The organism is Hanstruepera marina, assembly GCF_019880635.1.
Classification (GTDB): domain Bacteria; phylum Bacteroidota; class Bacteroidia; order Flavobacteriales; family Flavobacteriaceae; genus Hanstruepera; species Hanstruepera marina.
In genome coordinates this window covers 539,158-561,129 of the sequence record NZ_JAINVX010000002.1, presented here as the reverse complement: position 1 = coordinate 561,129, position 21,972 = coordinate 539,158, and the positions used below count along the sequence as shown (strand labels likewise).

The window sequence follows — 21,972 nt, the reverse complement described above, 5'->3', positions numbered from 1 at the left end:
ATATTTTTGATAGAAAAGATACATCATGCTAACCAAAATCGAAAAACTATTTACCGCATTCTTTTGCATTCTACTTTGTTTTGAAATGATAACCGCTGAATTACACTCCTTTTGGCACTATTTTGCAAAACCCTCATTACTTATAGCTTTATTGGTCTTTTACTATACCCGAAGTAAGTCTATACCTGTACCTTTAAAACGACTCACACTTGGAGCCTTGCTGTTTTCACTTTTAGGTGATATTGCACTCATGTTTGTCGATCAATCAGCTCATTATTTCACCGCTGGATTGGCGTCATTTTTAATCGCTCATATTCTCTATATTTTTGTATTCCTAAAGGCTAGAAATCGAAGCAAATCACCATGGCTTCTTGCAAGTATTTTATTAGTGTACGGCACAGGTTTATTTTGGCTTTTAAATGACAATTTAGGCCCGATGCTTTTACCGGTATTTTTATATATGCTTGTTATACTAACCATGGCAACAACTGCATTTTTACGTGAAGGTCGTGTGCCTAAAATCAGTTTTTATCTTGTGTTTTTTGGTGCTATTTTATTTTTAATTTCAGATAGTTTACTTGCTGTCAATAAATTTTATACACCTTTGGCATTTTCAAATATAAGTATTATGTTTACATACGCCTCTGCACAGCTTTTTATCGTTTTTGGGCTTATAAAACAACAATAGATTTTATTTATAGTAAACATTTAAATAATTATCTATCAATTACTTAATAACTCAATTTTAAACTATTACTTTACTTTATGAAAAGGACGAATAATTAAGCGTGCAGCCTTGTCAAAATTAATATAATTATACACCCAATTAAAGAAAACCACTACTCTATTTCGAAATCCCACGAGTGCCATGAGGTGAATAAACATCCAAACGAACCAAGCAAAAAACCCACCAAACTTTATCTTCCCTAAATCAACAACAGCTTTGTTTCTTCCGATAGTCGCCATAGAACCTTTATCGTTATATTTGAATTTTTGCATCGGTTTATCAGCTATAAACCTTAAGATATTTTTGCCCAATAATTGACCCTGTTGAATTGCCGGTTGAGCAACTTGTGGATGTCCCTTTGGAAAAGCTTCGGTTTCCATATATGCGATGTCTCCCAAAGCAAAAATATTTGGATAATTTTCTACCTGATTATAGCGGTTAACTTTATACCTATTTGAACGCTCCATTAATGAATTTGCTGACAAGCCTTTTACAGGACTTCCTGTTACACCAGCAGCCCAAATTAAGGTTTCGGATTCCAACTCTAAATTGGTATTGGTTTCTACTTTTTTTCCATTGTATTCTTTAACCAAGGTATTACAATGCACATGAACCCCTAGATCTTTTAAAAACTGTTCTGCTTTTGCAGAAGCCTCTTCACTCATGGGTGGCAATACCCGATTAGCCCCTTCCAACAAATGAATCTGCATGTCATTTGCGTTTAAATCGCGATAATCGCGTGGCACAATATGATTCTTTAGCTCGGCAATAGCACCGGCAAGCTCAACTCCTGTTGGACCAGCCCCAACAATAACAAAATTCAAAAACGCCTTACGCTCCGCCTCTGTTTTAGCTATAGTAGCTTTTTCGAGGTTTTGCAAAATTAAACTTCTGATATTTAGAGCCTGGGGAACGGTTTTCATGGGCATACTATACTTTTCAACATCGGCATTGCCAAAAAAGTTAGTTTTGGTACCAGTAGCCAAGACCAAATAATCATACGTTATTTCCCCTATTGTAGTTTTTATACGATTATTGTCCGGTTGAATTTCTTCAACTTCAGCCAAGCGAAAAAAAGTATTATTAGATTTTTTAATAATCTTACGCAATGGATATGCAATTGAGTCAGGCTCTAAACCCGAACTGGACACCTGATACAATAGAGGTTGAAAGGTATGGTAGTTATGCTTATCAATTAAAACCACTTGAAGAGGTTTGTTTTTAAGTGATTTTGCCAAATTAATGCCCGCAAAACCACCTCCAACTATAACTAGTCTTGGAAAATTGGACTTGGGAATATTCATACTAAAGAAGTAAAAAAAGTGTATGACAAAGATACAACATACCAATCTTAAAGACTATTTTTATGGAATATTTCAAATACCTGTAACATTTTAAACTTTATGCTACTTATAGAGTAACTAAACTACCAAATTGAGCGAAGAATTAGAACATAGTTTTATCGAGCAACTTGAAAAGCATCAAAACATTGTGCATAAGGTCTGTAGGTTATACACCAACAACCAAGATGCCCATAACGATCTCTTTCAAGAGATTACCATACAACTCTGGAAAGCCTACCCAAAGTTTCGTGGTGATGCCAAGTTTAGTACATGGATGTATAGAGTGGGATTAAATACCGCTATAACGCTTTATAGAAAGAAAAAACGCACTATTGACACACAGCAGTTTGACAATATTGAGTTTAAAATAAAGAGTGAAGAGTATGATGATACAGAAGAACAGCAACTCAAATTGCTTTACAGTGCTGTGCATCAATTAAACGACATTGAAAAGGCCTTGGTGTTTTTGTATCTGGAAGATAAGAATTACCGAGAAATAAGTGAAACAATGGGTATTAGCGAGGTGAATGCTCGTGTGAAGATGAATAGGGTAAAAACGAAGTTAAAAACCATTTTAAATCCGTAACATTATGGATGAATTAGATTTATTAAAAAGGGATTGGAAGAAAACAGAAGATGATTTTCCAAAATTATCCTATAATGATATTTATAAGATGATTTTAAAAAAATCATCCTCAATTGTCAAGTGGATATTCATCATTAGTTTGCTTGAGTTTGGTTTGTGGCTTATAATTTCGTTTGCACTAAAGGACAACAAAAGCATGGAGCGCTTTAAAACCTATGATGCCGATTTAATTTTAATCCCTCTAACGGTTATTGGCTATGTAGTTTTAGCTTACTTCTTTTATTTATTCTATAAAAATTATCGCACCATTTCGGTAACAGACAACGCCAAAGTCTTAATGGAAAATATTTTAAAAACAAGACGCTCTGTAAAGCATTATGTTGCTTTTAATTTAATTTATTTAGCTGTTTCTGTTGTATTGGTAATGTTTATACAGTTTGACCAAGACGAGCAGTTTATTGCACAAATACAACAGGCTTCGGCAGATGGTGAACTGGTAAAATACTATGTTATTGTTATTCTAACCACTATGGCCTTTTTAGCCATTGCAATTGGTGTATTACTACTATTTTATTGGTTAGTTTACGGCATCCTTTTAGGGCGTCTAAACAAAAATTACAGAGAGTTAAAAAAATTAGAGTTCTAGTTAGCTTTCCTTATAACTCCACCTACGTTTTTCGTTCAAGCGTTCTTGCTCCTCTAGTTCTTCTTGCGGAATAACTTTTAAAAAAGAAGGGTGCTGCTCTATGGCATATTCAATTTTTTCGACAATTTCTGCTATCGATTCATTTTCATAATCAATATCCAATGGTTCTTTTATTTCCATAGATTGCAGAATATTCTTTTTCTTAACCCGTAGCCCTTTTTTGTCAAACGAACGTCTAAATCCATCTATAACAATAGGAACCACAATAGGCTTGTAGTGTTTAATAATATGAGCGGTACCTTTCCTAATCGGCTTAAAAGGTGTGGTTGTACCTTGCGGAAAGGTAATAACCCAACCATCGTCCAAAGCCTTTTTTATATTTGAAATATCACTCATTTTAACCTGTCTCTGCACGTCCTTACCATCGGCACGCCACGTCCGCTCGATACTTATGGAACCTGCATAAGCCAGGATTTTTGGCAATAATCCAGATTTCATGGTTTCTTTGGCCGCCACATAATAAATATTCAGTTTTGGATGCCATAAATACCCTACATTCTTAATATTGTCATCACGATTACTTAAACTCGCATTGAAAACATGAAACATAGCCACAACATCTGCAAAATACGTTTGATGATTTGAGATAAAGAGCACATTGTTTTCTGGTAAATTTTTAATAATATCCGACCCTTCTATCTGCAGCTCATTAAAACCCCTAAAACGCCTATGGGTTAGCGTTCCGATAATTCGAATAACCCATTTTTTTAAAAAAAGATAATGTCCGAAAGGATTCGTTTTAAACAATCCCATGAAAATATTGTTGTTAGTTAAGAATACAAATGTAGTAAAACTGATAGTTTAGAGCATTTCTTTTAACAAGTCTTTTATCTCGCTTAACATCATGGCGGTAGCTCCCCAAACCACATGGTTATTGAGCTTAAAAGCCGGAACATCCACATCAACCTTATATGATGTTGATACTCTTTCGGTTATAACATTAGCATCATCCAATAAATCATTTATAGCCACTTCAATAATGGCTTCAACCTCATCATCCTGCTTTGTGAACATCGGAGTTTTAGGTGTTACCCCTACATAAGGCTGAACAAAAAAATTACTCGGTGGAATATAAACCTGCGTTAACTCCTTTAGCACTTCAATGCTGTGAACGGGTACACCTACCTCCTCATAGGTTTCGCGCAAAGCTGCATCTTTTATGGTTGCATCTTGTTTTTCCAACTTTCCGCCTGGAAATCCCACTTGGGCAGAATGCACCCCTTTATAAGTTTTTCGCAAGATTAACACCAGGCTTGTTTGGTTCTCAAAATTAGGGTAAAACAATGCCATGACCCCTGCTCTTTTAGCCTGTTTAATCTTGTCCTTTTGCATTTCCTGAAGCTTCAGCCTAAAGGGTGGTGACATTTTAAACTGCGATGTTTCGGCTGGGAGAGGGATATTTTCTATTTTTGAAACAGCATATAAAAATTGGTCAAAATTCATTTATGAAACGTATCGTAATAATTAGTGTTCTACTTGTTTTTTTAAGTTGTGAAGATAAGCAATCCCAACAAAAAAAGACAAACCCCAAACCTGTTCAAAAAAACACTAAAGTCAAAAAAAAGGACATTATAAGAGAAGACACACCCGAATTTCCCTTTTTGACAGACGACAATGCCATGGAATTCTTTTTGGAATACGAAAAGAAAAACAAGGAAAATAAAGTACGTATTACTACCAAATTTGGTGACATTGATGTTTTGCTTTATAATAAAACGAAGTTCCATCGTGCCAACTTTATTTACTTGACCAAGCGTGGTTATTTTGACAAAACCCAATTTTATCGCGTGGTCAATAACTTTATCATTCAGGCTGGAAATACCGATGATCCTAAAGTAAAGCGCAAACGCAAAGATATTGGCTACTATCTATTACCGCCAGACACCAAACGTGGCTATAAACACAACAGAGGCGTTATAAGCATGCCTAGCAGTGAAATTGAAAACGCCTATAAACTGGCCTCGCCTTTTGAATTTTTTATCGTTCAGGCTGAGCATGGCGCCCATCATCTAGATGGTGCATATACCATTTTTGGCGAAGTTATTAAAGGCATGAATGTTGTTGATGAAATTGCAGCCCAAGAAACTGATGAAGGCGAATGGCCATTACGTAATGTATATATTAAAAAAGTTGAGATTATTGAATAATGACAGATGACAGGTGATAAATGAATTAGGAATTACAAATAAGACAACTATTTTTCTTTATACAGACTTGGCAGACTTATTTTAAAACGTACTGCAAGCAACCTAACGGTAATAACAACTGCGCCTGCTATTAAAAAAACAAGCCCATTGTCTATAGGTAGTTTTCTGACCAAAAAATAGGTAACACCACCCAAAATACAGGCTGTGGCATAAATCTCTTTTCTAAAAATAACAGGGATTTCATTGCATAATATATCGCGAATAACTCCACCAAAACAAGCCGAAATAGTACCTAGAGCAATACAAATAACTGGGCTTAACCCTGCACTAATACCTATTTCGATGCCCACAACCGTATAGAGGCCTATTCCAATAGTATCAAACAAAAACAAGGATCGCCTTAAATAATCTATTTTAGACCTAAAGATTACGGTAAATATTGCCGAAACTATTATTACATAGGTATAGGTGAGGTTTTGCATCCAGCTGACTGGTGTTTCCCCTATAAGAATATCACGAAGTGTACCACCACCAACAGCTGTAACAAAAGCAATTATTAATATTCCAAACGGATCCATTTTTTTACTTAAAGCCACCAATACTCCCGAAATGGCAAATGCAATAGTTCCTAAAATGTCAATAGTGTAAAACATTACATATTTTGTGTATAGTAGTTATAATCTTTTAAAATGGTATCAATAAACTCTTTATCATACAATTCAGACTCTATATTCAACACCTCGCAAATTTTGTTTTTTAATGCGGTAAGCGTTTTGAAATCGTTGTTCTTTTTAGCTATCAAAAACGCTTCTTTAATAATGCGTACATCTTTATCACTTAACTGGGTAACTGTAGTAAACTTTGGACTATAATCATCTGTTATATCCTCAAGAATGGTACTGGTTATTTTATGTTTCTTTTTTACGCTAATTACTATAGTGCCTGCTGCAGCATCTCCAACACGTTGTTTTTTGTCTGATAACAGAATACTTAAAACACCAATAGACGCAAAAAACATCCAGATATCAATTATTCTTAGCATCCAGCGCACCAGAAAATTATACCATTGTGTTGGCGAGCCATCAAAACGAACGACTTTAATTTTCATGATGATTTTACCAACTGTCTGCCCTCCAAAAATTATATGACATAATAGTGAGTAAAAAAAGGCTGGCAGTAAAAACAAGCTTAAAAACCCAATGCGTGTCCAATCGTCAACATCAAATATTTTGGATACCTCTACTAAATTTTCAATTATGGTAATATAAGCCGTTAAAATAAGGCCATCAATCAAAAATGCAACCACACGTTCACCAAGTCCAATTAGCTTATAATCTAAATTGACATTTTGCGCCGTGTTAATTGCTAATTTGCTCATGGAAATGTATATTCGTTTAAATTTTATTTGTCTATGCGCGAAGCATCTTTCGTGAAGCAAAATAAGGAAAAATGGATAGGATTTGAAACCGCTTTACACAATAATGTGAAAATAAATCCAGACGACCTAGCTTCATACTATATACAATTAACCAATGACCTCTCATACGCCCAAACTTACTATCCTGATAGTAAGACGCTTTTGTATTTAAATTCGTTGGCCTCGCAAGCCCATCAAAAAATATACATTACTAAAAAGGAGTCTAAAAACAAGGTTGTCTCGTTCTGGAAATATGAATTTCCTTTGTTTTTTAAGCAGTATCATAAAACCCTATTCTACACCTTTTTGTTTTTTATGACAGCAGTTTTAATTGGTATAGTATCTACTTTAAACGACGATAGCTTTGTACGGTTGATTCTAGGAGATGCTTATGTAAACATGACCATTGAAAATATTGAAAATGGTGAACCCATGGCGGTTTACAAAAGTGGTAGTCAAGTTGGAACGTTTTTAGGCATTACAATCAACAATATTCGGGTAGCTATAATTGCCTTTGCCATGGGTGTTATATTTAGTGTAGGAACCATTTTTGTGTTATTTAGCAATGGTATTATGCTTGGTGCTTTTATAACCTTTTTCTATAACTATGGTCTTTTGGACAAAACCTCAACAATCTGGTTACATGGTACTATTGAAATATCAGTTATTGTAATAGCTGGTTGTGCGGGATTGGTTATGGGAAATAGTTTTTTATTTCCTAAAACATTTAGTAGGCGTGTTGCTTTTATGAAAGGCGCTAAAGATGGTTTAAAAATAGTAGTCAGTACTATTCCGTTTTTTATTATCGCTGGATTCATTGAAGGATTTTTTACCCGATTTGGAGAACAAATGCCACATGTTTTAGCCTACGGTATTATTTTAGTTTCCCTGTCACTAATAATTTACTATTACATTTTATATCCCATTAAACTCAACAAACAATACCTAAAAACCTCTTAACCATTATCGTGAAAAAGCCCTATTTAGAATTACGAACGCGAAACAGTTTTGGTGATATCATTAATACTTATTTTTTATGGCTTAAATACAATTTTAAACCCTATACTAATTTGTATTTACGTTATAATGCGGTAAGTATAATACTCACTCTTATTGGTTCATATTTATTGATTACCGGTTTTATGGGATTGGCCAGTAGAGATTTTAGATTTGGCATGGGCAGTAATGTTGATAACGACATGTACTTGTATGGCGGACTTTTTATGCTAGTCATTATTTTGGGGTTAACAGCCATTTTAAACTATAGTGTTTCCAGCGCCTATATTATTGAATACGTAAAAGAGGAAGGTGATGTTGAGCCTAAAAAAATAGGAACTGCCATAAAACAACGTATTGGAGCCGTTATTATATTTGTTATAATTGGAGCGTTTATTTATGTGGGCTACCTAATAATATCCGTTATTTTGGCCTTTATTCCTTTACTAGGAATGCTTGCCCAATATGCCATTAGTTTTACGTTATCGGCTTTCTTTGGATTGGCTTTTACTTCGCTTTTTAAAGGAAAAAATACAGTTACTGAAGCCCTAAATGAAGGGTGGTCGTTTACTTTTTCAAATTTTTTACGTGTGGTTTTCTACGGGTTAATCATTGGGATTTTAAATTTAATGATTACATTTTTAATTGTTTCTATCCCAGCATTTATATTAGGTTTTTATACTTACTTTTCTGTTGAGAGCAGTATAGATATTACAACTAGCGTTTTTGCCACTATTGTATACACTATTGGTTTTGCCTTATTTATTTTGGCCTTTGTTTTTACACAAGCTCTTTCACAAATAGCTTTTGGTATTCTCTATTTTAATTTACACGAAGAAAAATACAACATCTTTTTACGTGAGCGCATTGAACAAATTGGGATAAATGATTAAATGCCCTAAACATATACGGTTTTATTTACTTGGCTTTTTTGCAAGTTTGACATCAGTCCATTATAGTCAAGACAAGAACATAAAAACCGATAGTACTGAAGTAGCTATAAAGCCCTTTAAGGACCATATTAAAGACCGTTATCAAGACAGTGAATTTAATTATGACATCAATGACACTGGTGGTGTAAACTTAATCCAAGGTTTGTTTCGGAAATTCTTCCGATGGCTTGGCGATGTTTTTGGCATTGACATTGACTTTGTAGATTATCAAACTCTAGAAATAATAATTTACAGTCTATTAGGTTTAGGTTCGCTTTATTTATTTCTAAAATTCATGCTTCAATCGCCAATAGGATCCGTATTTAAAACTGAAGAACACGATATTGAAGGCTTTAGTTATGTTGAAGAAAATATAAACACGGTTAATTTTGACGATCTTATTACTTCAGCTTTAAAACAAAACAATTACCGTTTAGCCACACGCTATATGTACTTAAAGTCTTTAAAAATTCTATCTAAAAAAGGTATTATAGACTGGCATTACGACAAAACCAATTCCGATTATATAAACGAGATAACCAACGAGACTACGCGGAACCGTTTTAAACGCATTTCCTATATCTACGATTATGTTTGGTATGGTGAATTTGAAATTGACGAAAACCAATTTAAGCGCAACCAAACCGATTTTAACACACTAAACACAAACGCTAATGGATAAACGCTCTAAAATAGCATTGTACGCTATTGCTGCCATTATCGTTTTGTTAATGGTAGCAGAAATTACAAAGCCGAAAGCCGTAAACTGGAGAGACTCCTACTCTGCTGCCGATAAAATTCCGTTAGGTTGTTATGTACTGTTTAATGAGCTAAAAAACACATCTGGTTTTGATGTTGAAACTTCCAATAAAAGTATTTACGAATCCTTAAAGCATGTTGATAGCTTTACAAAAAAAAACTTATTCTTAATCAATGACTATATAAGTATTGAAGATGAAGGTACTCTATCTTTACTCGATTTTGTAGAGCGTGGCAATACCGTTTTTATTAGCAGTAATTATTTTTACGGCAAACTAGCAGATACACTAAATCTTAATTTCGACCAGGATTACGACGGGTTTTTAAAAAGTCCATCATACAGTACATTCACTAGTCCAAGTCTAAAATCGCATAATGTATTATTTGAAGATGTTATTGAAAACTATTTTGTAACATCTATAGACACCTTAAATACAGTAGTGTTGGGCCACGTTTTAAACGAAGACAAAACAAAACAAGAAATCAATTTTATTAAAGTACCTTTTGGCGATCATGATGGCGCATTTTACTTGCATACTAACCCATTTGCTTTTACAAATTATCATTTACTCGATGACAAAGAATGTTATGCTGCTGCTGTTTTGTCCTATTTACCCGACAACCCTATAATTTGGGACAACTACTATAAAAGCGGACGTAAAGTTATAACAAGTCCTTTGCGTTTTATATTAACAAATCAAGCATTAAAATGGGCCTTTTATATAGCTTTGCTATCGCTTATACTTTTTATATTGTTTAAGGGCAAACGCACACAACGTGTAATTCCAGTTATAGATCCACTTAAAAATTCTACGGTAGAGTTTACCAAGACTGTGGGCGATTTATATTACCAGCATGGTGATTTTACCAATATCATAAATAAAAAAATTACTTACTTTTTAGAGCACGTGAGAAGTTCGTATTATTTAGATACCAATGAATTAAGTGAGCGTTTTATAGAAAAGCTAGCCATAAAATCATCAAACAATAAGACAGACACTAAAGCTTTAGTCGATTTTATTGCCTATCTCAAATCAAAATCCGCACACACAGAAAACGATTTAATTGAATTACATAAAAAAATAGAAGAATTTTTAAAAAGACACTAATACATGGACGATTTACAACCAGAAACTGAAGATTTAAACTTCACCAATAGGATAGATTTAAAACCGCTACAGGAGCATGTAGAGCAAATAAAAACCGAAATAGGCAAAATAATTGTTGGTCAAAACGATATGATTGAACTTCTTATTATTTCAATCCTGTCTAATGGTCATACCTTAATAGAAGGTGTTCCTGGAGTTGCCAAAACCGTAACCGCTAAATTATTGGCCAAAACCATGGATGTTGATTTTAGTCGTATTCAATTTACTCCAGATTTAATGCCTAGCGATATTTTAGGAACATCAATATTCAATGTAAAAACCAATGATTTTGAATATAAAAAAGGGCCTATTTTCTCAAATATTATTTTAATTGACGAAATCAATAGAGCGCCTGCAAAAACCCAAGCTGCTTTGTTTGAAGTCATGGCAGAACGTCAAATTACAATTGACAATAATAAGTTTATAATGGAAAGTCCTTTTTTAGTTTTTGCCACGCAAAACCCAATAGAACAAGAAGGCACATATCGTTTGCCGGAAGCTCAATTAGACAGGTTTTTGTTTAAGATTGATGTCGATTATCCATCTCTAGATGAAGAAGTACAGATACTTATTGACAACCATAAACGCGAAGATAAATTAGATTTTAATTCTATTAATTCGGTTTTGAAGGCTCAAGACATCACAGCCTATCAAAACTTAATTAAACAAGTATTGGTTGAAGACCATTTATTAAGCTATATAGCAGCCATTGTCAATAACACCAGAACAAATGCTAATTTATATTTGGGTGCGTCACCTCGGGCGTCTATAGCTATACTAAATGCGGCAAAATCAAATGCTGCTATACACGGACGGGATTTTGTAACTCCTGATGATATTAAACGTTGTACTAAAGCTGTTTTAAAACACCGTTTGGTATTGACTCCAGAACGCGAAATGGAAGCTTTTACTGTTGATAAAGTTATAGACCAAATTCTTGAAACTATAGAAATTCCGCGCTAGTGAAGCTATTCTTTAAAAATACATATTTAGAATTTCGTTTTTTCATAGGTGTTATTGGCCTTATAGCCACTTATATACTCGCTTACCTTTTTCCAGGTTTATTAGGAATTGCAAACATGCTAAGTGCAGTTTTGACCGCCATTGTAATAATCGATGTCATTTTACTGTTCAAGCAGAAAGGTATATCGGCAACCAGAATACTACCTGAAAAATTAAGTAATGGGGATGATAATCCTATAGAAATCACCATAAAAAACAGCTATAATTTTAATCTCCATCTAAAACTCATTGACGAATTACCGTTTCAATATCAAAAGCGAGACTTTGAAATTACTACTACCCTTACTAAATCTGATTATAAAAAAATAACCTATACGTTAAGACCGTTAGAACGCGGCGAATACCATTTCGGCAATTTAAATATTTATGCAACCTCTCCTATAGGATTCTTATCTAGACGATTTCAGTTTGGCAACAAAGCCATGGTTCCCAATTACCCATCGTTTTTGCAACTCAAGAAATATATGCTCATTGCGTTTTCAAACAAGATTTTTGAATTTGGACTAAAGAAAATCAGACGTATAGGTCATACCATGGAGTTTGAGCAAATAAAGGATTATGTTGCAGGCGACGATATTAGGAATATCAATTGGAAAGCTACTGCCAAACGCAACCAACTTATGGTTAATCAGTATCAAGATGAACGCTCACAACCTATTTATAGTGTAATTGATATGGGGCGTGCCATGAAGATGCCTTTTAACGGGTTAAGCCTTTTAGATTATGCTATAAATGCTACGCTTGTAATAAGCAACGTTGCCCTTAAAAAGCAGGATAAGGCAGGTATGTTTTCGTTTTCCCGAAAAGTAACCGATAAAGTAGTTGCCGAACGCAGACCATCGCAAATGAATCAAATTATGGAAACCCTCTATAATTTGAATACTGATTTTGCTGAATCTGACTTTTCAAGACTATATATTGACATTAAGCGTAGTCTTAACCAACGTAGCTTACTATTACTCTATACAAATTTTGAAACTTTAGATGCACTTCACAGGCAACTTCCCTATTTACAAGCTATTGCAAAAAATCATGTACTCGTTGTCATTTTCTTTGAAAATACCGAGCTTTCGCAGTTTATTAAACAGCCAGCCTATAAAACCAATGAAATATTTGAAAAAACCATTGCCGAAAAATTTATTTTCGAAAAAAAGCTTATTGTAACCGAATTACAAAAGCATGGCATTCAAAGCATTTTAACGGCTCCTGAAGACCTTACCATTAATACCATTAATAAGTATTTAGAAATTAAAGCTAGAGGATTAATTTAGTGATTAGTGATTAGTGATTAGTGATTAGTGATTAGTGATTAGTGATTAGTGATTAGTGATTAGTGATTAGTGATTAGTGATTAGTGAAATTAACATTTCATCTGCACGATTCTACAATTCAGTAAAATGGATTTCGACAACTTCCTTATTGTTATAATATTTACACCATAACAATAAAATCAATCCATATTATGAAAACACTAGCATTAGTCATTACTATGACATTAACAACAATTTTAAGTTACTCACAAGAAACGTATACGTTAACCGTATCTGTAGATAATGTTTTAAACAATAACGGTCATGTACTGGTAGGTCTACATACCGAAGATACCTTTATGAAAGGCAAAGGCATTAAAAATGCCAAAGCCGAAATACATGAAGGCAAGATTTCTGTAACCTTTAAAGATGTAACGCCAGGTACTTATGCGGTTATGTTACTACATGATGAAAACGATAACGAACGCATGGATTTAGAACCTAATGGTATGCCTATGGAATCGTATGGTATGTCAAACAACCCTATGTTATATGGTCCTCCAACTTTTGCTGATGCAAAATTTGAACTAACCAAAGACACTGAAATGAAAATACGATTCTAGAATGCTGTTAAGAAAACGCATATTAGCAGCTTTAATAGATTATATAATCATTCTGGTTTACGGTCTAATACTATTTAGTATCAGTATTACCTTGGTACCATTTGATGAACTTTCTAAAAAAACAGACCCTGTTCATGGTCAGCTAATTGGTTTTTTTAGTCTTACGCTTCCTGTTATTTTGTATTTCTATATCATGGAGAGCAGTAAACTAAAGGCATCATTAGGTAAATTAGCTTTAAAAATACACGTAGGTTCAAATGGTGGTTCTGTTTTAAAACGTACCATTCTAAAGTTTTTACCATGGGAAGTAGCTCATTTAGGTGTGCATTGGATATACTTTTATGAGTTCCAAAACCATTCTGTCCCACTATGGGTATGGATAGTATTGATTCTCCCTCAAGCAGTTTCTTTATTATATTTTTTTAGTATCGTTTATTCTAAAGGAAAAAGTAGTCTCTATGACCAAATGGCTCACACAAGCATAGCATATCACCCATAAAAAAAGCGACCATTTTGGTCGCTTTTTAAACTATTAATCAAAGCTATTAAACCGTTTCACCCAACCAAGCTTTCATCATCCACACCGTTTTTTCTTGTTCTGTTATAAAGTCACTCATCATGGAGTTTGTTCCTTCATCATTAGCATCTCCAGATTTTTCTAAAATCTGGCGTTCTAATTTCAGTAATTCAGATAGCGAATCAACTATCAACTGAACAGCCTTTTCATCTTTTGAAATATTTTTACCCACAGGCACTTTTGCGGCTTGAGTATAATCTTCAAATGTATGAAGTGGCGTTATGCCTAATGTCAAAATACGTTCCGCTGTTTCATCTACCTTCATATTGGCATCGTTATAGAGCTCTTCAAATTTGACATGTAAATCAAAGAATCCCTTGCCTTTAATATTCCAATGAATGCCCCTTAAATTTTGATAATAAATTTGAAAATTTGCCAATAACTGGTTTAAATCGGTAGCAATCTCCTTTGTTTTATTTTCGTCTAAACCTATACTATTTAGTGTCATAATTTTTGTTTTAATTTTCTCACTACAAATTTAATTTATAATTAACAGGAACTTCTATAAATTTTATTGATAGTTTTTATATTTTTATAGCCTAAATTGATTGACATGACCATTACACAATTATACTATGTTTTAGCTGTAGCTGAACAGCAGAATTTTACCAAAGCAGCAGAAAAATGTTTTGTAACCCAGCCTACTTTAAGTATGCAAATTCAGAAGTTGGAAGACGAGCTTGATATCCAGATTTTTGATAGAAGCAAAAAACCTATTGAACTTACTGATGTAGGACGAAAAATTGTAACACAGGCCAAAAATATTGTTAACGAATCGTATAGAATTCAGGATATTGTTGATCAGCAAAAAGGGTTTATTGGTGGTGAATTTAAATTTGGCATTATACCTACTGTTATGCCTACTCTTTTACCCATGTTTTTGAAAACTTTCATTAAAAAATACCCTAAAATAAAGCTAAAAATTGAAGAGTTAACAACAGAAGAAATGATTTCACGCATTAACGACGGTCATTTAGATGCTGCTATTGCAGCAACACCACTCGAACATGATAATATTAAAGAGCGTGTGTTATACTTTGAACCTTTTGTGGGTTATATACCGCCACATCATAGGTTGTACAGTTCAGGTAAATTAAATGTATCTGATTTAGAAATTGATGACATGCTACTCCTAGAAGATGGGCATTGTTTTAGGGATGGTGTAATAAACTTGTGTAAAGCATTTAAAGACCATACTGACGATCAGTTCCAATTGGAAAGTGGCAGTATAGAAACCCTCATTAAATTATCAGATGAAGGATTGGGTATGACACTGCTTCCGTATTTACACACTTTGGATTTGAATGAAAAAGCTAAACAGAATTTACATTACTTTAATGATCCCGCTCCTGCCAGGGAAGTTAGCTTAATTTATCATAAAAGTGAATTAAAAATGCAAATAATAGAGGCTATGCAGGGCGTTATTTCTGGAATAATACGCGGTGCCATTGCGTTTCAAAACGTAAAGATAATCAGCCCTATATCCAAATAAAAAAAGCGACTCGTGAGTCGCTTTTTTTATTTATGGTTTTAAATATATTAAACATTGATTTAAATCGGGGTTTTGCTGTACTAAAGATTGTATAAAAATCTTTAACTCTTCAATTTCGTAGGGTAATAGACGTTGAAGCGCTTTTTGTACTTCCTTGCAAAACAACGTAGCATCAAAACTCACTTTATTTAGTACAGTCTTGGTGTACTCAAACATTGCTCTTGCCATTAATCTTAAGGTTTTAGGTTAAAAAAAGTAGATATGTTTTATAGGCCATCTTGGTTTTTTGTTTTCTAAATTTAATAAAAAAAAGAATTACTTTTTGGGTTTAAACAAAATTTTAACACCTCTAATACCCTTTTTTATTTAAACGAAAACCAACAGAAGTCAAGTATAACATAGCTTTTACAACAACAGAAAATTGTTAATAACATTTATTAAAATCTATTATCACCATCTAACAAATCGCCAAGACCTCCAAGGATGCTTCCTTCTCCTTTATCTTTCCCTCCTCCTTGCGGTGCAGCCGCCCAAACACGCCTAGCCAAGCGACTAAATGGCAGCGATTGGATATATACCGTTCCCGGTCCTTGAAGTTTAGCAAAAAACAAACCTTCACCTCCAAAAATGGTGTTTTTTATACCACCAATAAATTCAATATCGTAATCGATGCCTTGAGTAAACCCAACAATACATCCTGTGTCTACCCGCAACGTTTCACCGCGTTGCAATTCCCGCTTTGCCAATGTTCCACCTGCATGAACAAAAGCCAAACCATCGCCCTCTAACTTTTGCATAATAAACCCTTCTCCTCCAAACAGTCCTCTACCCAAGCGTTTACTAAACTCAATACCTACACTCACACCTTTAGCCGCGCACAAAAAAGCATCTTTTTGGCAAATAAACTTATTACCAAATGCCGTTAAATCTACAGCTACAATTTTACCTGGATAAGGCGAAGCAAAACTTACTTTTCGCTTTCCCATTAAGTCATTATAGAAAGCTGTCATAAATAAACTTTCTCCCGTAAGTATACGCTTTCCTGCTCCAAGAATGGATCCTAAAAATCCTTTGTTCTTTTCAGAACCATCTCCAAAAATGGTTTCCATCTTTATACCATCGTCCATCATCATAAAACTCCCAGCTTCGGCTACTACGCCCTCATTTGGATCTAGTTCTATTTCTACATATTGCATTTCTTCACCATAAATGTGATAATCTATTTCGTGTGCATTCATGTTTTTATATTTTTATTGATTGATACGTTTATTCGTTGACTAAATAGCATTTTTGTTACAATACAAATTAAGGCTTCACCTTAATTGTCCATTCAAAATTAAAAGTAGATACTTCTACACCATCAGAATTTGTTCCAACAGATTTCATCCAAACTGTTTGACCTTCACCTGTTTTAATAGACTTTGTTATAGCTTCGTCAACCTTTTCGCCATCGTTACAAAGAAACGTAATTCTACCCGTTGCTTTTTTTGTAAACGACGCATTATTGCTTAAAACCAACATCGAGATATTTCTCCCACTATGTTTTATTTTGGCCATAACCAAAGCACCTGTCGTTAATTCAGCTGCCATACCTTGAACAGCCCAAAACATCGATTTAAATGGATTTTGATTAACCCATCTGTGTTTAACCGAAACTGTACAGGACGATTCATTAATTGCCTTAACACGAATACCTGTAAAGAAAGCCGCTGGTAGTTTAAACAGATTAAAAAGGTTTATTTTGCTTGGAGTCAGTTCCATATATCAAGATAAATTTTCCTTAAAAGTATTGAAAATCTTCGAACTACAATATGTTAATATTTTGTTAATTTTTAGTACTTTGTATTGCATAATACCTTCTTTTAGATATATATTTGCATAAGAAACTATTATATACTTTAAAAAATGATAGATAATCACCAAAAAAATATAGCCACTTTTATTCATTTATCTAGCTTTAGTAGGTTTGTAATTCCATTTGGAAATTTTATAGGTCCAATTGTATTATGGGTTGCAAACAAAGACAAATCGGAGTTTGTTGATGCTCATGGAAAGCAGATTATCAATTTTCAGATTAGTATTTTATTGTACGCTTTAGTAATAGGCATGATTACTATTCCGTTTTTTGTTTTTAATTTATTTAATGGCATCGATTTTTTGGATATTGACGCTTTTGATAGCATTCGTTTTAACATTACCAAACCCTCTCCTCTATTATATATTACTGGTGGGTTAGGATTTTTAGCCCTTATGGGCTTTATTTTAGAAATGGTATTCATCGTTAGAGCCAGTTTAGCAGCAAAAGATGGCGAATATTTTGATTATCCATTAACCATCAATTTTTTAAAATAAATCAAGCTGATTAGCTTCAGCATTTCATCAATCACAATCAATCAAAAAATGAACAGTTTAAAAAATTTAAAACGCTTTAGAATATGAAGATAGAAAACACAAAAGCACAAATGCGTAAAGGTGTTTTAGAGTATTGCATCCTTTCGGTTTTAAAGGATGACGATGCTTATGTTGCAGAAATACTGGACACTTTAAAAGACGCCAAGTTGCTTGTAGTTGAGGGCACAATATACCCTTTGCTTACAAGGCTTAAAAACGCAGGACTTTTAAATTACCGATGGGAGGAATCTACTTCTGGACCACCTAGAAAGTATTATGGTCTAACAGAAACAGGCAAGTTGTTTTTAAACGAATTAAATACAACTTGGAATGAATTACAAAACGCAGTTAATATAGTAACAAGTCAAAAAAACAAAAAATAATGAATAAAACAGTCAACATAAATTTAGCAGGTATATTCTTCCATATTGATGAAGATGCATACTTAAAATTACAACGCTATCTTGAGGCTATAAAACGTTCATTTACAGATTCTCAAGGTCGATCTGAAATCCTATCGGATATCGAAGCACGAATTGCCGAATTATTCAGCGAACGCGTACAACACGAAAAACAAGTTATCGGCAATAAAGAGGTAGACGAAGTTATTGCCATAATGGGACAACCAGAGGATTATTTGGTTGATGACGAAATTTTTGAAGATGAACCAAAACAATCCTATCACAGACAAACTGGTCCGTCAAAAAAACTATTTAGAGATACCGAAAACTCTTATGTAGGTGGTGTTTCTGCAGGTTTAGCTCACTATTTTGGAATTGATGCCATTTGGATTCGTTTAGCTTGGATTGTGTTAATCTTTGGAGCGGGAACCGGTATCTTCCTATATATACTACTTTGGATTTTAGTTCCAGAAGCCGTTACTACTGCTGATAAATTAATGATGACAGGCGAACCTGTTAACATTAGTAACATTGAAAAAAAAATTAAAGACGGATTAGGTAGTGTTTCAGACGCAGCAAAAAATGTTACTGATTCTGTAACTGGAGCAGCAAAAAATGTTTCAGAATCAGTTTCTGATGCTGCAAAAAATGTCGATTTTCAAAAGCAGGGGAATCGTATAAAATCTGGATCACAATCATTTTTTGATGCCGTTGGCGACATTTTTATGTTCTTCTTTAAAGTTTTGGCAAAGTTTATAGGCGTTATACTAATCATTACTGGAGCTTCGGCTTTAATAGCCTTGATAATTGGCTTATTTACTTTTGGTGCATCTGATGTTTTCCATGTACCTGGATTTGATTTTGTTGATGCTGCCAATGCAGCCAACACACCTGTATGGCTTGTGTCTATGCTGTCCTTATTTGCTATAGGCATACCATTTTTCTTTGTGTTTTATTTGGGCTTAAAAATCCTTATAAACAATCTTAAATCTATTGGAAACATTGCAAAATTTGTATTACTTGGTGTATGGTTGGTATCCATTATTAGTCTAGTAGTTATTGGCGTTAGACAAGCTAGTGAACATGCCTTTGATGCCAGTGTTACTAAAAAAGAAGTACTAAATATAAGCGCCAGTGACACCTTAAACCTAAAAATGGTTGGCAACGACAATTACAGAAAAGGTGTTTATAGACACGGTAGTTCTTATAGACTGTTACACGACGAGAATGACGATAAAATTATTTACTCATCAGATATTCGCTTAATAGTACGATCGACTAAAGATTCGCTAGCCTCTATTGGTATTGAAAAAAACGCTGAAGGCAGTGATTACCAGTTAGCAAAAAAACGTGCCAATAACATCAACTATAATTACGAATTAAAGGACAACGAATTATTATTGGACGGCTATTTAACTACAAAAATTGAAAATAAGTTTAGTGACCAAGAGGTTGAGATTATTCTGTATTTACCTGAAGGCAGTACACTATATGCTGATGATAACACTTATAGCTTCCATAGAAATTCTAGCTACTATAATGATATTCTAGACAATGGTATGGAAGAACATTATTTAAAAATTATTGATGATGATGTTATTTGTTCCGATTGTCCTGACGAAGATTTTCATTTAAAAGTAGATGTCGATAATGATGGAGCACGTGTTAAAATTAATGATAAGGGTATTGAAATTAAATCAACAGACTCTAGTCTAGAAATAAACGAAGATGGTGTTAAAGCCAATGGCGAAGAGGTAAAAGTAAATATTGACGAAAACGGTATTGAAATAACTTCTGAAGACAATTAATTATAAAAATCAATCAAAAATAAAATCAATCAAAAATCATGACAACATTAACAAAACTAATTGTATCATTCATTTTATCTCTACTCCTATTATCATGCGAGTTTAACACAGGATGGGGTTCTGGAGTAACAGGTGATGGTAATGTAATAACCAAAGAACAAAGGCTACAAAGTGAATTCAACGAAATTCATGTAAGCCGCGGACTTGATGTGTATCTTACCCAAGGAACTTCTGATAAAGTTACCATTGAAGCCGATGGCAATTTACACGACATTATAATTGTAAATATTAATAACGGGGTTTTAGAAATCACTGCTGAAGATAATATACGATCAGCCTCTTCAAAAAAAGTACTGGTGAATTTTAAAAATATCGACAAAATTGTAGCAACCAGTGGTAGCGATGTGTTTTCAACCCATACCATACATACAGATAATTTAGAATTGGAAACCAACAGCGGTAGTGATATGGATCTTGAAATAAATACCCGAAAATTGTACTGCTTATCAACTAGTGGCAGCGATTTGGAATTAACAGGAACAGTTGTATCATTTAAAGCTGAAGCTAATAGCGGTAGCGATATTGATGCAGGCGATTTATTAGCTGAAAAATCTACAGTTAAAGCTACTAGCGGAGCCAGCATTTCTGTTAATACTTCACAAGAACTTATTGCTAAAGCTAATAGTGGTGGTGATATTACCTATTATGGCAATCCTGAAAAAGTAGAAAAATCTGAAGGTGTGTCAGGTGGTATTGCCAGAAAATAAAGTGCAATCATGAAAAAGCTACTTTACTCCTTGACCCTATTAATTGGTCTAATTGTATTACTATTCTATTTTAATATTATATGGAAATCTCCTTCATACTACAAAACAGTAAAATCCAGAGAATATGAAGCCCCGATAATGGATATGGGTACTTACATGGATAGCTTAATTAATGTTCATAGCAGACCATATGCGTATACCATAACCTCTCAAAAAAAAGGGAAAGTCATTGTTTTAGGTGTAGAGCACATTAATGATCCAAAAGCCCCTCAATTTGATCTTATTAAAAACCAATGGGAAGAGCATAAACCATCAGTAGCTTTAGTAGAGGGACGATTAGGGTTTTTCTGTAAATGGTTACATAATTCAATAGAACAATATGGTGAAAGTGGTTTAACTGCTGAATTAGCAAAAAGTGATGGAATAAAACTATATACCTGGGAACCCTCAAGGGATGATGAGATTGCCATGCTTATAAAAAAGTATCCCGCTCAAAAATTGGCAATGTTTTATTCGCTACGCCCCTTTTTTGGTATACCACTTAATGAAAGAGCTAATAACCCTGAAGATAAATTACAAGATTTAATTGAGGAACGAACCAAAAGGAAACATCTTAAAAACACTCTAAAATCATGGGAAGAAGTAGATAGTATTTGGCAAAGTGATTTCCCTGAAAAAGATTGGCGTACTTTTGATTCGGGATATGGCTACCCCAGTTATCTTCATGATATATGGAACGACTCCAATTTGGCAAGAGATAAGCATATGGTCAATATAATTGTTGAGCTTGTTGAAAAAGGAGAAACCGTATTTGTAACTATGGGCTCGAGTCACGCACCTCGTATTGAAAACACATTAAAAAGTGTAATTAAATAAGTG

At 33.9% G+C, this 21,972-nt stretch carries 27 protein-coding genes; 18 read left to right on the top strand and 9 right to left on the bottom strand.

Annotation, left to right across the window (positions count from 1 at the left end):
• Window positions 1–25: 25 nt before the first annotated feature.
• Entirely contained in the window at window positions 26–688 is a 663-nt protein-coding gene (locus tag K7G76_RS10415) for a lysoplasmalogenase (protein ID WP_223034136.1), read from the top strand.
• Window positions 689–753: 65 nt separating this feature from the next.
• Here K7G76_RS10415 and K7G76_RS10410 read toward each other — a convergent pair whose 3' ends face one another.
• Window positions 754–2,031 (bottom strand): NAD(P)/FAD-dependent oxidoreductase, encoded by a 1,278-nt coding sequence (locus tag K7G76_RS10410; protein ID WP_223034135.1) that lies wholly within the window; start codon window positions 2,029–2,031, stop codon window positions 754–756.
• A 130-nt stretch (window positions 2,032–2,161) separates the two neighbouring features.
• Here K7G76_RS10410 and K7G76_RS10405 point away from each other — a divergent pair, with 130 nt between their 5' ends.
• Together K7G76_RS10405 and K7G76_RS10400 are read left to right on the top strand one after the other, a co-directional pair.
• Complete coding sequence (locus tag K7G76_RS10405; protein ID WP_223034134.1) at window positions 2,162–2,656, top strand: RNA polymerase sigma factor; 495 nt, start codon at window positions 2,162–2,164, stop codon at window positions 2,654–2,656.
• Between the two features lie 4 nt (window positions 2,657–2,660).
• Complete coding sequence (locus tag K7G76_RS10400; RefSeq protein ID WP_223034133.1) at window positions 2,661–3,302, top strand: hypothetical protein; 642 nt, start codon at window positions 2,661–2,663, stop codon at window positions 3,300–3,302.
• On the opposite strand, the gene K7G76_RS10395 is transcribed toward K7G76_RS10400, so the two are convergent.
• Window positions 3,303–4,115, bottom strand: a complete 813-nt coding sequence (locus tag K7G76_RS10395) for a lysophospholipid acyltransferase family protein (RefSeq protein ID WP_223034132.1) — start codon at window positions 4,113–4,115, stop codon at window positions 3,303–3,305.
• 48 nt (window positions 4,116–4,163) lie between these two features.
• A complete protein-coding gene (locus tag K7G76_RS10390; RefSeq protein ID WP_223034131.1) occupies window positions 4,164–4,805 on the bottom strand; it encodes an NUDIX hydrolase in 642 nt (213 codons plus the stop codon).
• A gap of 2 nt (window positions 4,806–4,807) precedes the next feature.
• Between K7G76_RS10390 and K7G76_RS10385 the strand changes: the two genes are divergently transcribed.
• Window positions 4,808–5,509: a peptidylprolyl isomerase gene (locus tag K7G76_RS10385; protein WP_223034130.1), complete on the top strand. Its 702-nt coding sequence runs from the start codon at window positions 4,808–4,810 to the stop codon at window positions 5,507–5,509.
• A 47-nt stretch (window positions 5,510–5,556) separates the two neighbouring features.
• On the opposite strand, the gene K7G76_RS10380 is transcribed toward K7G76_RS10385, so the two are convergent.
• Entirely contained in the window at window positions 5,557–6,162 is a 606-nt protein-coding gene (locus tag K7G76_RS10380; RefSeq protein ID WP_223034129.1) for a trimeric intracellular cation channel family protein, read from the bottom strand.
• Window positions 6,162–6,887 carry an RDD family protein gene (locus K7G76_RS10375; protein WP_223034128.1) on the bottom strand — a complete coding sequence of 242 codons (726 nt, stop codon included), beginning with the start codon at window positions 6,885–6,887 and terminating at the stop codon, window positions 6,162–6,164. Before K7G76_RS10375 ends, K7G76_RS10380 begins: the two co-directional genes overlap by 1 nt.
• A gap of 33 nt (window positions 6,888–6,920) precedes the next feature.
• Between K7G76_RS10375 and K7G76_RS10370 the strand changes: the two genes are divergently transcribed.
• From K7G76_RS10370 to K7G76_RS10335, 8 genes are all read left to right on the top strand, one after another.
• A complete protein-coding gene (locus K7G76_RS10370) occupies window positions 6,921–7,886 on the top strand; it encodes a stage II sporulation protein M (RefSeq protein WP_223034127.1) in 966 nt (321 codons plus the stop codon).
• A gap of 8 nt (window positions 7,887–7,894) precedes the next feature.
• Window positions 7,895–8,815, top strand: coding sequence for a hypothetical protein (locus K7G76_RS10365; RefSeq protein WP_223034126.1), 921 nt, complete (start codon window positions 7,895–7,897; stop codon window positions 8,813–8,815).
• Window positions 8,808–9,536: a hypothetical protein gene (locus tag K7G76_RS10360; RefSeq protein WP_223034125.1), complete on the top strand. Its 729-nt coding sequence runs from the start codon at window positions 8,808–8,810 to the stop codon at window positions 9,534–9,536. The genes K7G76_RS10365 and K7G76_RS10360 overlap by 8 nt, the downstream gene beginning before the upstream one ends.
• Window positions 9,529–10,722, top strand: a complete 1,194-nt coding sequence (locus K7G76_RS10355) for a DUF4350 domain-containing protein (protein ID WP_223034124.1) — start codon at window positions 9,529–9,531, stop codon at window positions 10,720–10,722. Before K7G76_RS10360 ends, K7G76_RS10355 begins: the two co-directional genes overlap by 8 nt.
• Window positions 10,723–10,725: 3 nt before the next feature.
• Window positions 10,726–11,724 carry an AAA family ATPase gene (locus tag K7G76_RS10350; protein ID WP_223034123.1) on the top strand — a complete coding sequence of 333 codons (999 nt, stop codon included), beginning with the start codon at window positions 10,726–10,728 and terminating at the stop codon, window positions 11,722–11,724.
• A 116-nt stretch (window positions 11,725–11,840) separates the two neighbouring features.
• Complete coding sequence (locus tag K7G76_RS10345) at window positions 11,841–13,055, top strand: DUF58 domain-containing protein (RefSeq protein ID WP_255572990.1); 1,215 nt, start codon at window positions 11,841–11,843, stop codon at window positions 13,053–13,055.
• A 191-nt stretch (window positions 13,056–13,246) separates the two neighbouring features.
• A complete protein-coding gene (locus K7G76_RS10340) occupies window positions 13,247–13,657 on the top strand; it encodes a DUF2141 domain-containing protein (RefSeq protein WP_223034121.1) in 411 nt (136 codons plus the stop codon).
• A gap of 1 nt (window position 13,658) precedes the next feature.
• Window positions 13,659–14,156, top strand: a complete 498-nt coding sequence (locus tag K7G76_RS10335; RefSeq protein ID WP_223034120.1) for an RDD family protein — start codon at window positions 13,659–13,661, stop codon at window positions 14,154–14,156.
• 46 nt (window positions 14,157–14,202) lie between these two features.
• Here the strand turns inward: K7G76_RS10335 and K7G76_RS10330 are convergent, their stop codons facing one another.
• Window positions 14,203–14,682 (bottom strand): Dps family protein, encoded by a 480-nt coding sequence (locus K7G76_RS10330; RefSeq protein ID WP_223034119.1) that lies wholly within the window; start codon window positions 14,680–14,682, stop codon window positions 14,203–14,205.
• A gap of 105 nt (window positions 14,683–14,787) precedes the next feature.
• Here K7G76_RS10330 and K7G76_RS10325 point away from each other — a divergent pair, with 105 nt between their 5' ends.
• The gene (locus K7G76_RS10325) at window positions 14,788–15,726 is read left to right on the top strand and encodes a hydrogen peroxide-inducible genes activator (protein ID WP_223034118.1); all 939 of its coding nucleotides are present in this window, start codon (window positions 14,788–14,790) and stop codon (window positions 15,724–15,726) included.
• A gap of 30 nt (window positions 15,727–15,756) precedes the next feature.
• Here the strand turns inward: K7G76_RS10325 and K7G76_RS10320 are convergent, their stop codons facing one another.
• The 3 genes from K7G76_RS10320 to K7G76_RS10310 all read right to left on the bottom strand — a co-directional run bounded on the left by K7G76_RS10320 (window position 15,757) and on the right by K7G76_RS10310 (window position 17,487).
• Complete coding sequence (locus K7G76_RS10320; protein ID WP_223034117.1) at window positions 15,757–15,954, bottom strand: hypothetical protein; 198 nt, start codon at window positions 15,952–15,954, stop codon at window positions 15,757–15,759.
• Between the two features lie 209 nt (window positions 15,955–16,163).
• Entirely contained in the window at window positions 16,164–16,964 is an 801-nt protein-coding gene (locus K7G76_RS10315) for a TIGR00266 family protein (RefSeq protein ID WP_223034116.1), read from the bottom strand.
• 67 nt (window positions 16,965–17,031) lie between these two features.
• Window positions 17,032–17,487: a DUF4442 domain-containing protein gene (locus K7G76_RS10310; protein ID WP_223034115.1), complete on the bottom strand. Its 456-nt coding sequence runs from the start codon at window positions 17,485–17,487 to the stop codon at window positions 17,032–17,034.
• Window positions 17,488–17,631: 144 nt separating this feature from the next.
• On the opposite strand from K7G76_RS10310, the gene K7G76_RS10305 reads away from it, so the two are divergent.
• The 5 genes from K7G76_RS10305 (at window position 17,632) to K7G76_RS10285 (ending at window position 21,969) form a co-directional block, all read left to right on the top strand.
• Complete coding sequence (locus tag K7G76_RS10305; RefSeq protein WP_223034114.1) at window positions 17,632–18,078, top strand: DUF4870 domain-containing protein; 447 nt, start codon at window positions 17,632–17,634, stop codon at window positions 18,076–18,078.
• Window positions 18,079–18,161: 83 nt separating this feature from the next.
• Window positions 18,162–18,500 (top strand): PadR family transcriptional regulator, encoded by a 339-nt coding sequence (locus K7G76_RS10300; RefSeq protein WP_223034113.1) that lies wholly within the window; start codon window positions 18,162–18,164, stop codon window positions 18,498–18,500.
• Window positions 18,500–20,326, top strand: coding sequence for a PspC domain-containing protein (locus tag K7G76_RS10295; RefSeq protein WP_223034112.1), 1,827 nt, complete (start codon window positions 18,500–18,502; stop codon window positions 20,324–20,326). The genes K7G76_RS10300 and K7G76_RS10295 overlap by 1 nt, the downstream gene beginning before the upstream one ends.
• Before the next feature lie 38 nt (window positions 20,327–20,364).
• Complete coding sequence (locus tag K7G76_RS10290) at window positions 20,365–21,093, top strand: head GIN domain-containing protein (protein ID WP_223034111.1); 729 nt, start codon at window positions 20,365–20,367, stop codon at window positions 21,091–21,093.
• 9 nt (window positions 21,094–21,102) lie between these two features.
• Window positions 21,103–21,969 carry a hypothetical protein gene (locus tag K7G76_RS10285; protein WP_223034110.1) on the top strand — a complete coding sequence of 289 codons (867 nt, stop codon included), beginning with the start codon at window positions 21,103–21,105 and terminating at the stop codon, window positions 21,967–21,969.
• The last annotated feature ends 3 nt before the right edge of the window (window positions 21,970–21,972 follow it).

What these genes read in the sequence shown, in the direction of transcription:
- K7G76_RS10415 (WP_223034136.1), top strand. Translation starts at nt 26, where the DNA reads ATGCTAACCAAAATCGAAAAACTATTTACCGCATTCTTTTGCATTCTA.
- K7G76_RS10410 (WP_223034135.1), bottom strand. Translation starts at nt 2,031, where the DNA reads ATGAATATTCCCAAGTCCAATTTTCCAAGACTAGTTATAGTTGGAGGT.
- K7G76_RS10400 (WP_223034133.1), top strand. Translation starts at nt 2,661, where the DNA reads ATGGATGAATTAGATTTATTAAAAAGGGATTGGAAGAAAACAGAAGAT.
- K7G76_RS10395 (WP_223034132.1), bottom strand. Translation starts at nt 4,115, where the DNA reads ATGGGATTGTTTAAAACGAATCCTTTCGGACATTATCTTTTTTTAAAA.
- K7G76_RS10390 (WP_223034131.1), bottom strand. Translation starts at nt 4,805, where the DNA reads ATGAATTTTGACCAATTTTTATATGCTGTTTCAAAAATAGAAAATATC.
- K7G76_RS10385 (WP_223034130.1), top strand. Translation starts at nt 4,808, where the DNA reads ATGAAACGTATCGTAATAATTAGTGTTCTACTTGTTTTTTTAAGTTGT.
- K7G76_RS10380 (WP_223034129.1), bottom strand. Translation starts at nt 6,162, where the DNA reads ATGTTTTACACTATTGACATTTTAGGAACTATTGCATTTGCCATTTCG.
- K7G76_RS10375 (WP_223034128.1), bottom strand. Translation starts at nt 6,887, where the DNA reads ATGAGCAAATTAGCAATTAACACGGCGCAAAATGTCAATTTAGATTAT.
- K7G76_RS10370 (WP_223034127.1), top strand. Translation starts at nt 6,921, where the DNA reads ATGCGCGAAGCATCTTTCGTGAAGCAAAATAAGGAAAAATGGATAGGA.
- K7G76_RS10360 (WP_223034125.1), top strand. Translation starts at nt 8,808, where the DNA reads ATGATTAAATGCCCTAAACATATACGGTTTTATTTACTTGGCTTTTTT.
- K7G76_RS10355 (WP_223034124.1), top strand. Translation starts at nt 9,529, where the DNA reads ATGGATAAACGCTCTAAAATAGCATTGTACGCTATTGCTGCCATTATC.
- K7G76_RS10350 (WP_223034123.1), top strand. Translation starts at nt 10,726, where the DNA reads ATGGACGATTTACAACCAGAAACTGAAGATTTAAACTTCACCAATAGG.
- K7G76_RS10345 (WP_255572990.1), top strand. Translation starts at nt 11,841, where the DNA reads ATGCTAAGTGCAGTTTTGACCGCCATTGTAATAATCGATGTCATTTTA.
- K7G76_RS10340 (WP_223034121.1), top strand. Translation starts at nt 13,247, where the DNA reads ATGAAAACACTAGCATTAGTCATTACTATGACATTAACAACAATTTTA.
- K7G76_RS10335 (WP_223034120.1), top strand. Translation starts at nt 13,659, where the DNA reads ATGCTGTTAAGAAAACGCATATTAGCAGCTTTAATAGATTATATAATC.
- K7G76_RS10330 (WP_223034119.1), bottom strand. Translation starts at nt 14,682, where the DNA reads ATGACACTAAATAGTATAGGTTTAGACGAAAATAAAACAAAGGAGATT.
- K7G76_RS10325 (WP_223034118.1), top strand. Translation starts at nt 14,788, where the DNA reads ATGACCATTACACAATTATACTATGTTTTAGCTGTAGCTGAACAGCAG.
- K7G76_RS10320 (WP_223034117.1), bottom strand. Translation starts at nt 15,954, where the DNA reads ATGGCAAGAGCAATGTTTGAGTACACCAAGACTGTACTAAATAAAGTG.
- K7G76_RS10315 (WP_223034116.1), bottom strand. Translation starts at nt 16,964, where the DNA reads ATGAATGCACACGAAATAGATTATCACATTTATGGTGAAGAAATGCAA.
- K7G76_RS10310 (WP_223034115.1), bottom strand. Translation starts at nt 17,487, where the DNA reads ATGGAACTGACTCCAAGCAAAATAAACCTTTTTAATCTGTTTAAACTA.
- K7G76_RS10305 (WP_223034114.1), top strand. Translation starts at nt 17,632, where the DNA reads ATGATAGATAATCACCAAAAAAATATAGCCACTTTTATTCATTTATCT.
- K7G76_RS10300 (WP_223034113.1), top strand. Translation starts at nt 18,162, where the DNA reads ATGAAGATAGAAAACACAAAAGCACAAATGCGTAAAGGTGTTTTAGAG.
- K7G76_RS10295 (WP_223034112.1), top strand. Translation starts at nt 18,500, where the DNA reads ATGAATAAAACAGTCAACATAAATTTAGCAGGTATATTCTTCCATATT.
- K7G76_RS10290 (WP_223034111.1), top strand. Translation starts at nt 20,365, where the DNA reads ATGACAACATTAACAAAACTAATTGTATCATTCATTTTATCTCTACTC.
- K7G76_RS10285 (WP_223034110.1), top strand. Translation starts at nt 21,103, where the DNA reads ATGAAAAAGCTACTTTACTCCTTGACCCTATTAATTGGTCTAATTGTA.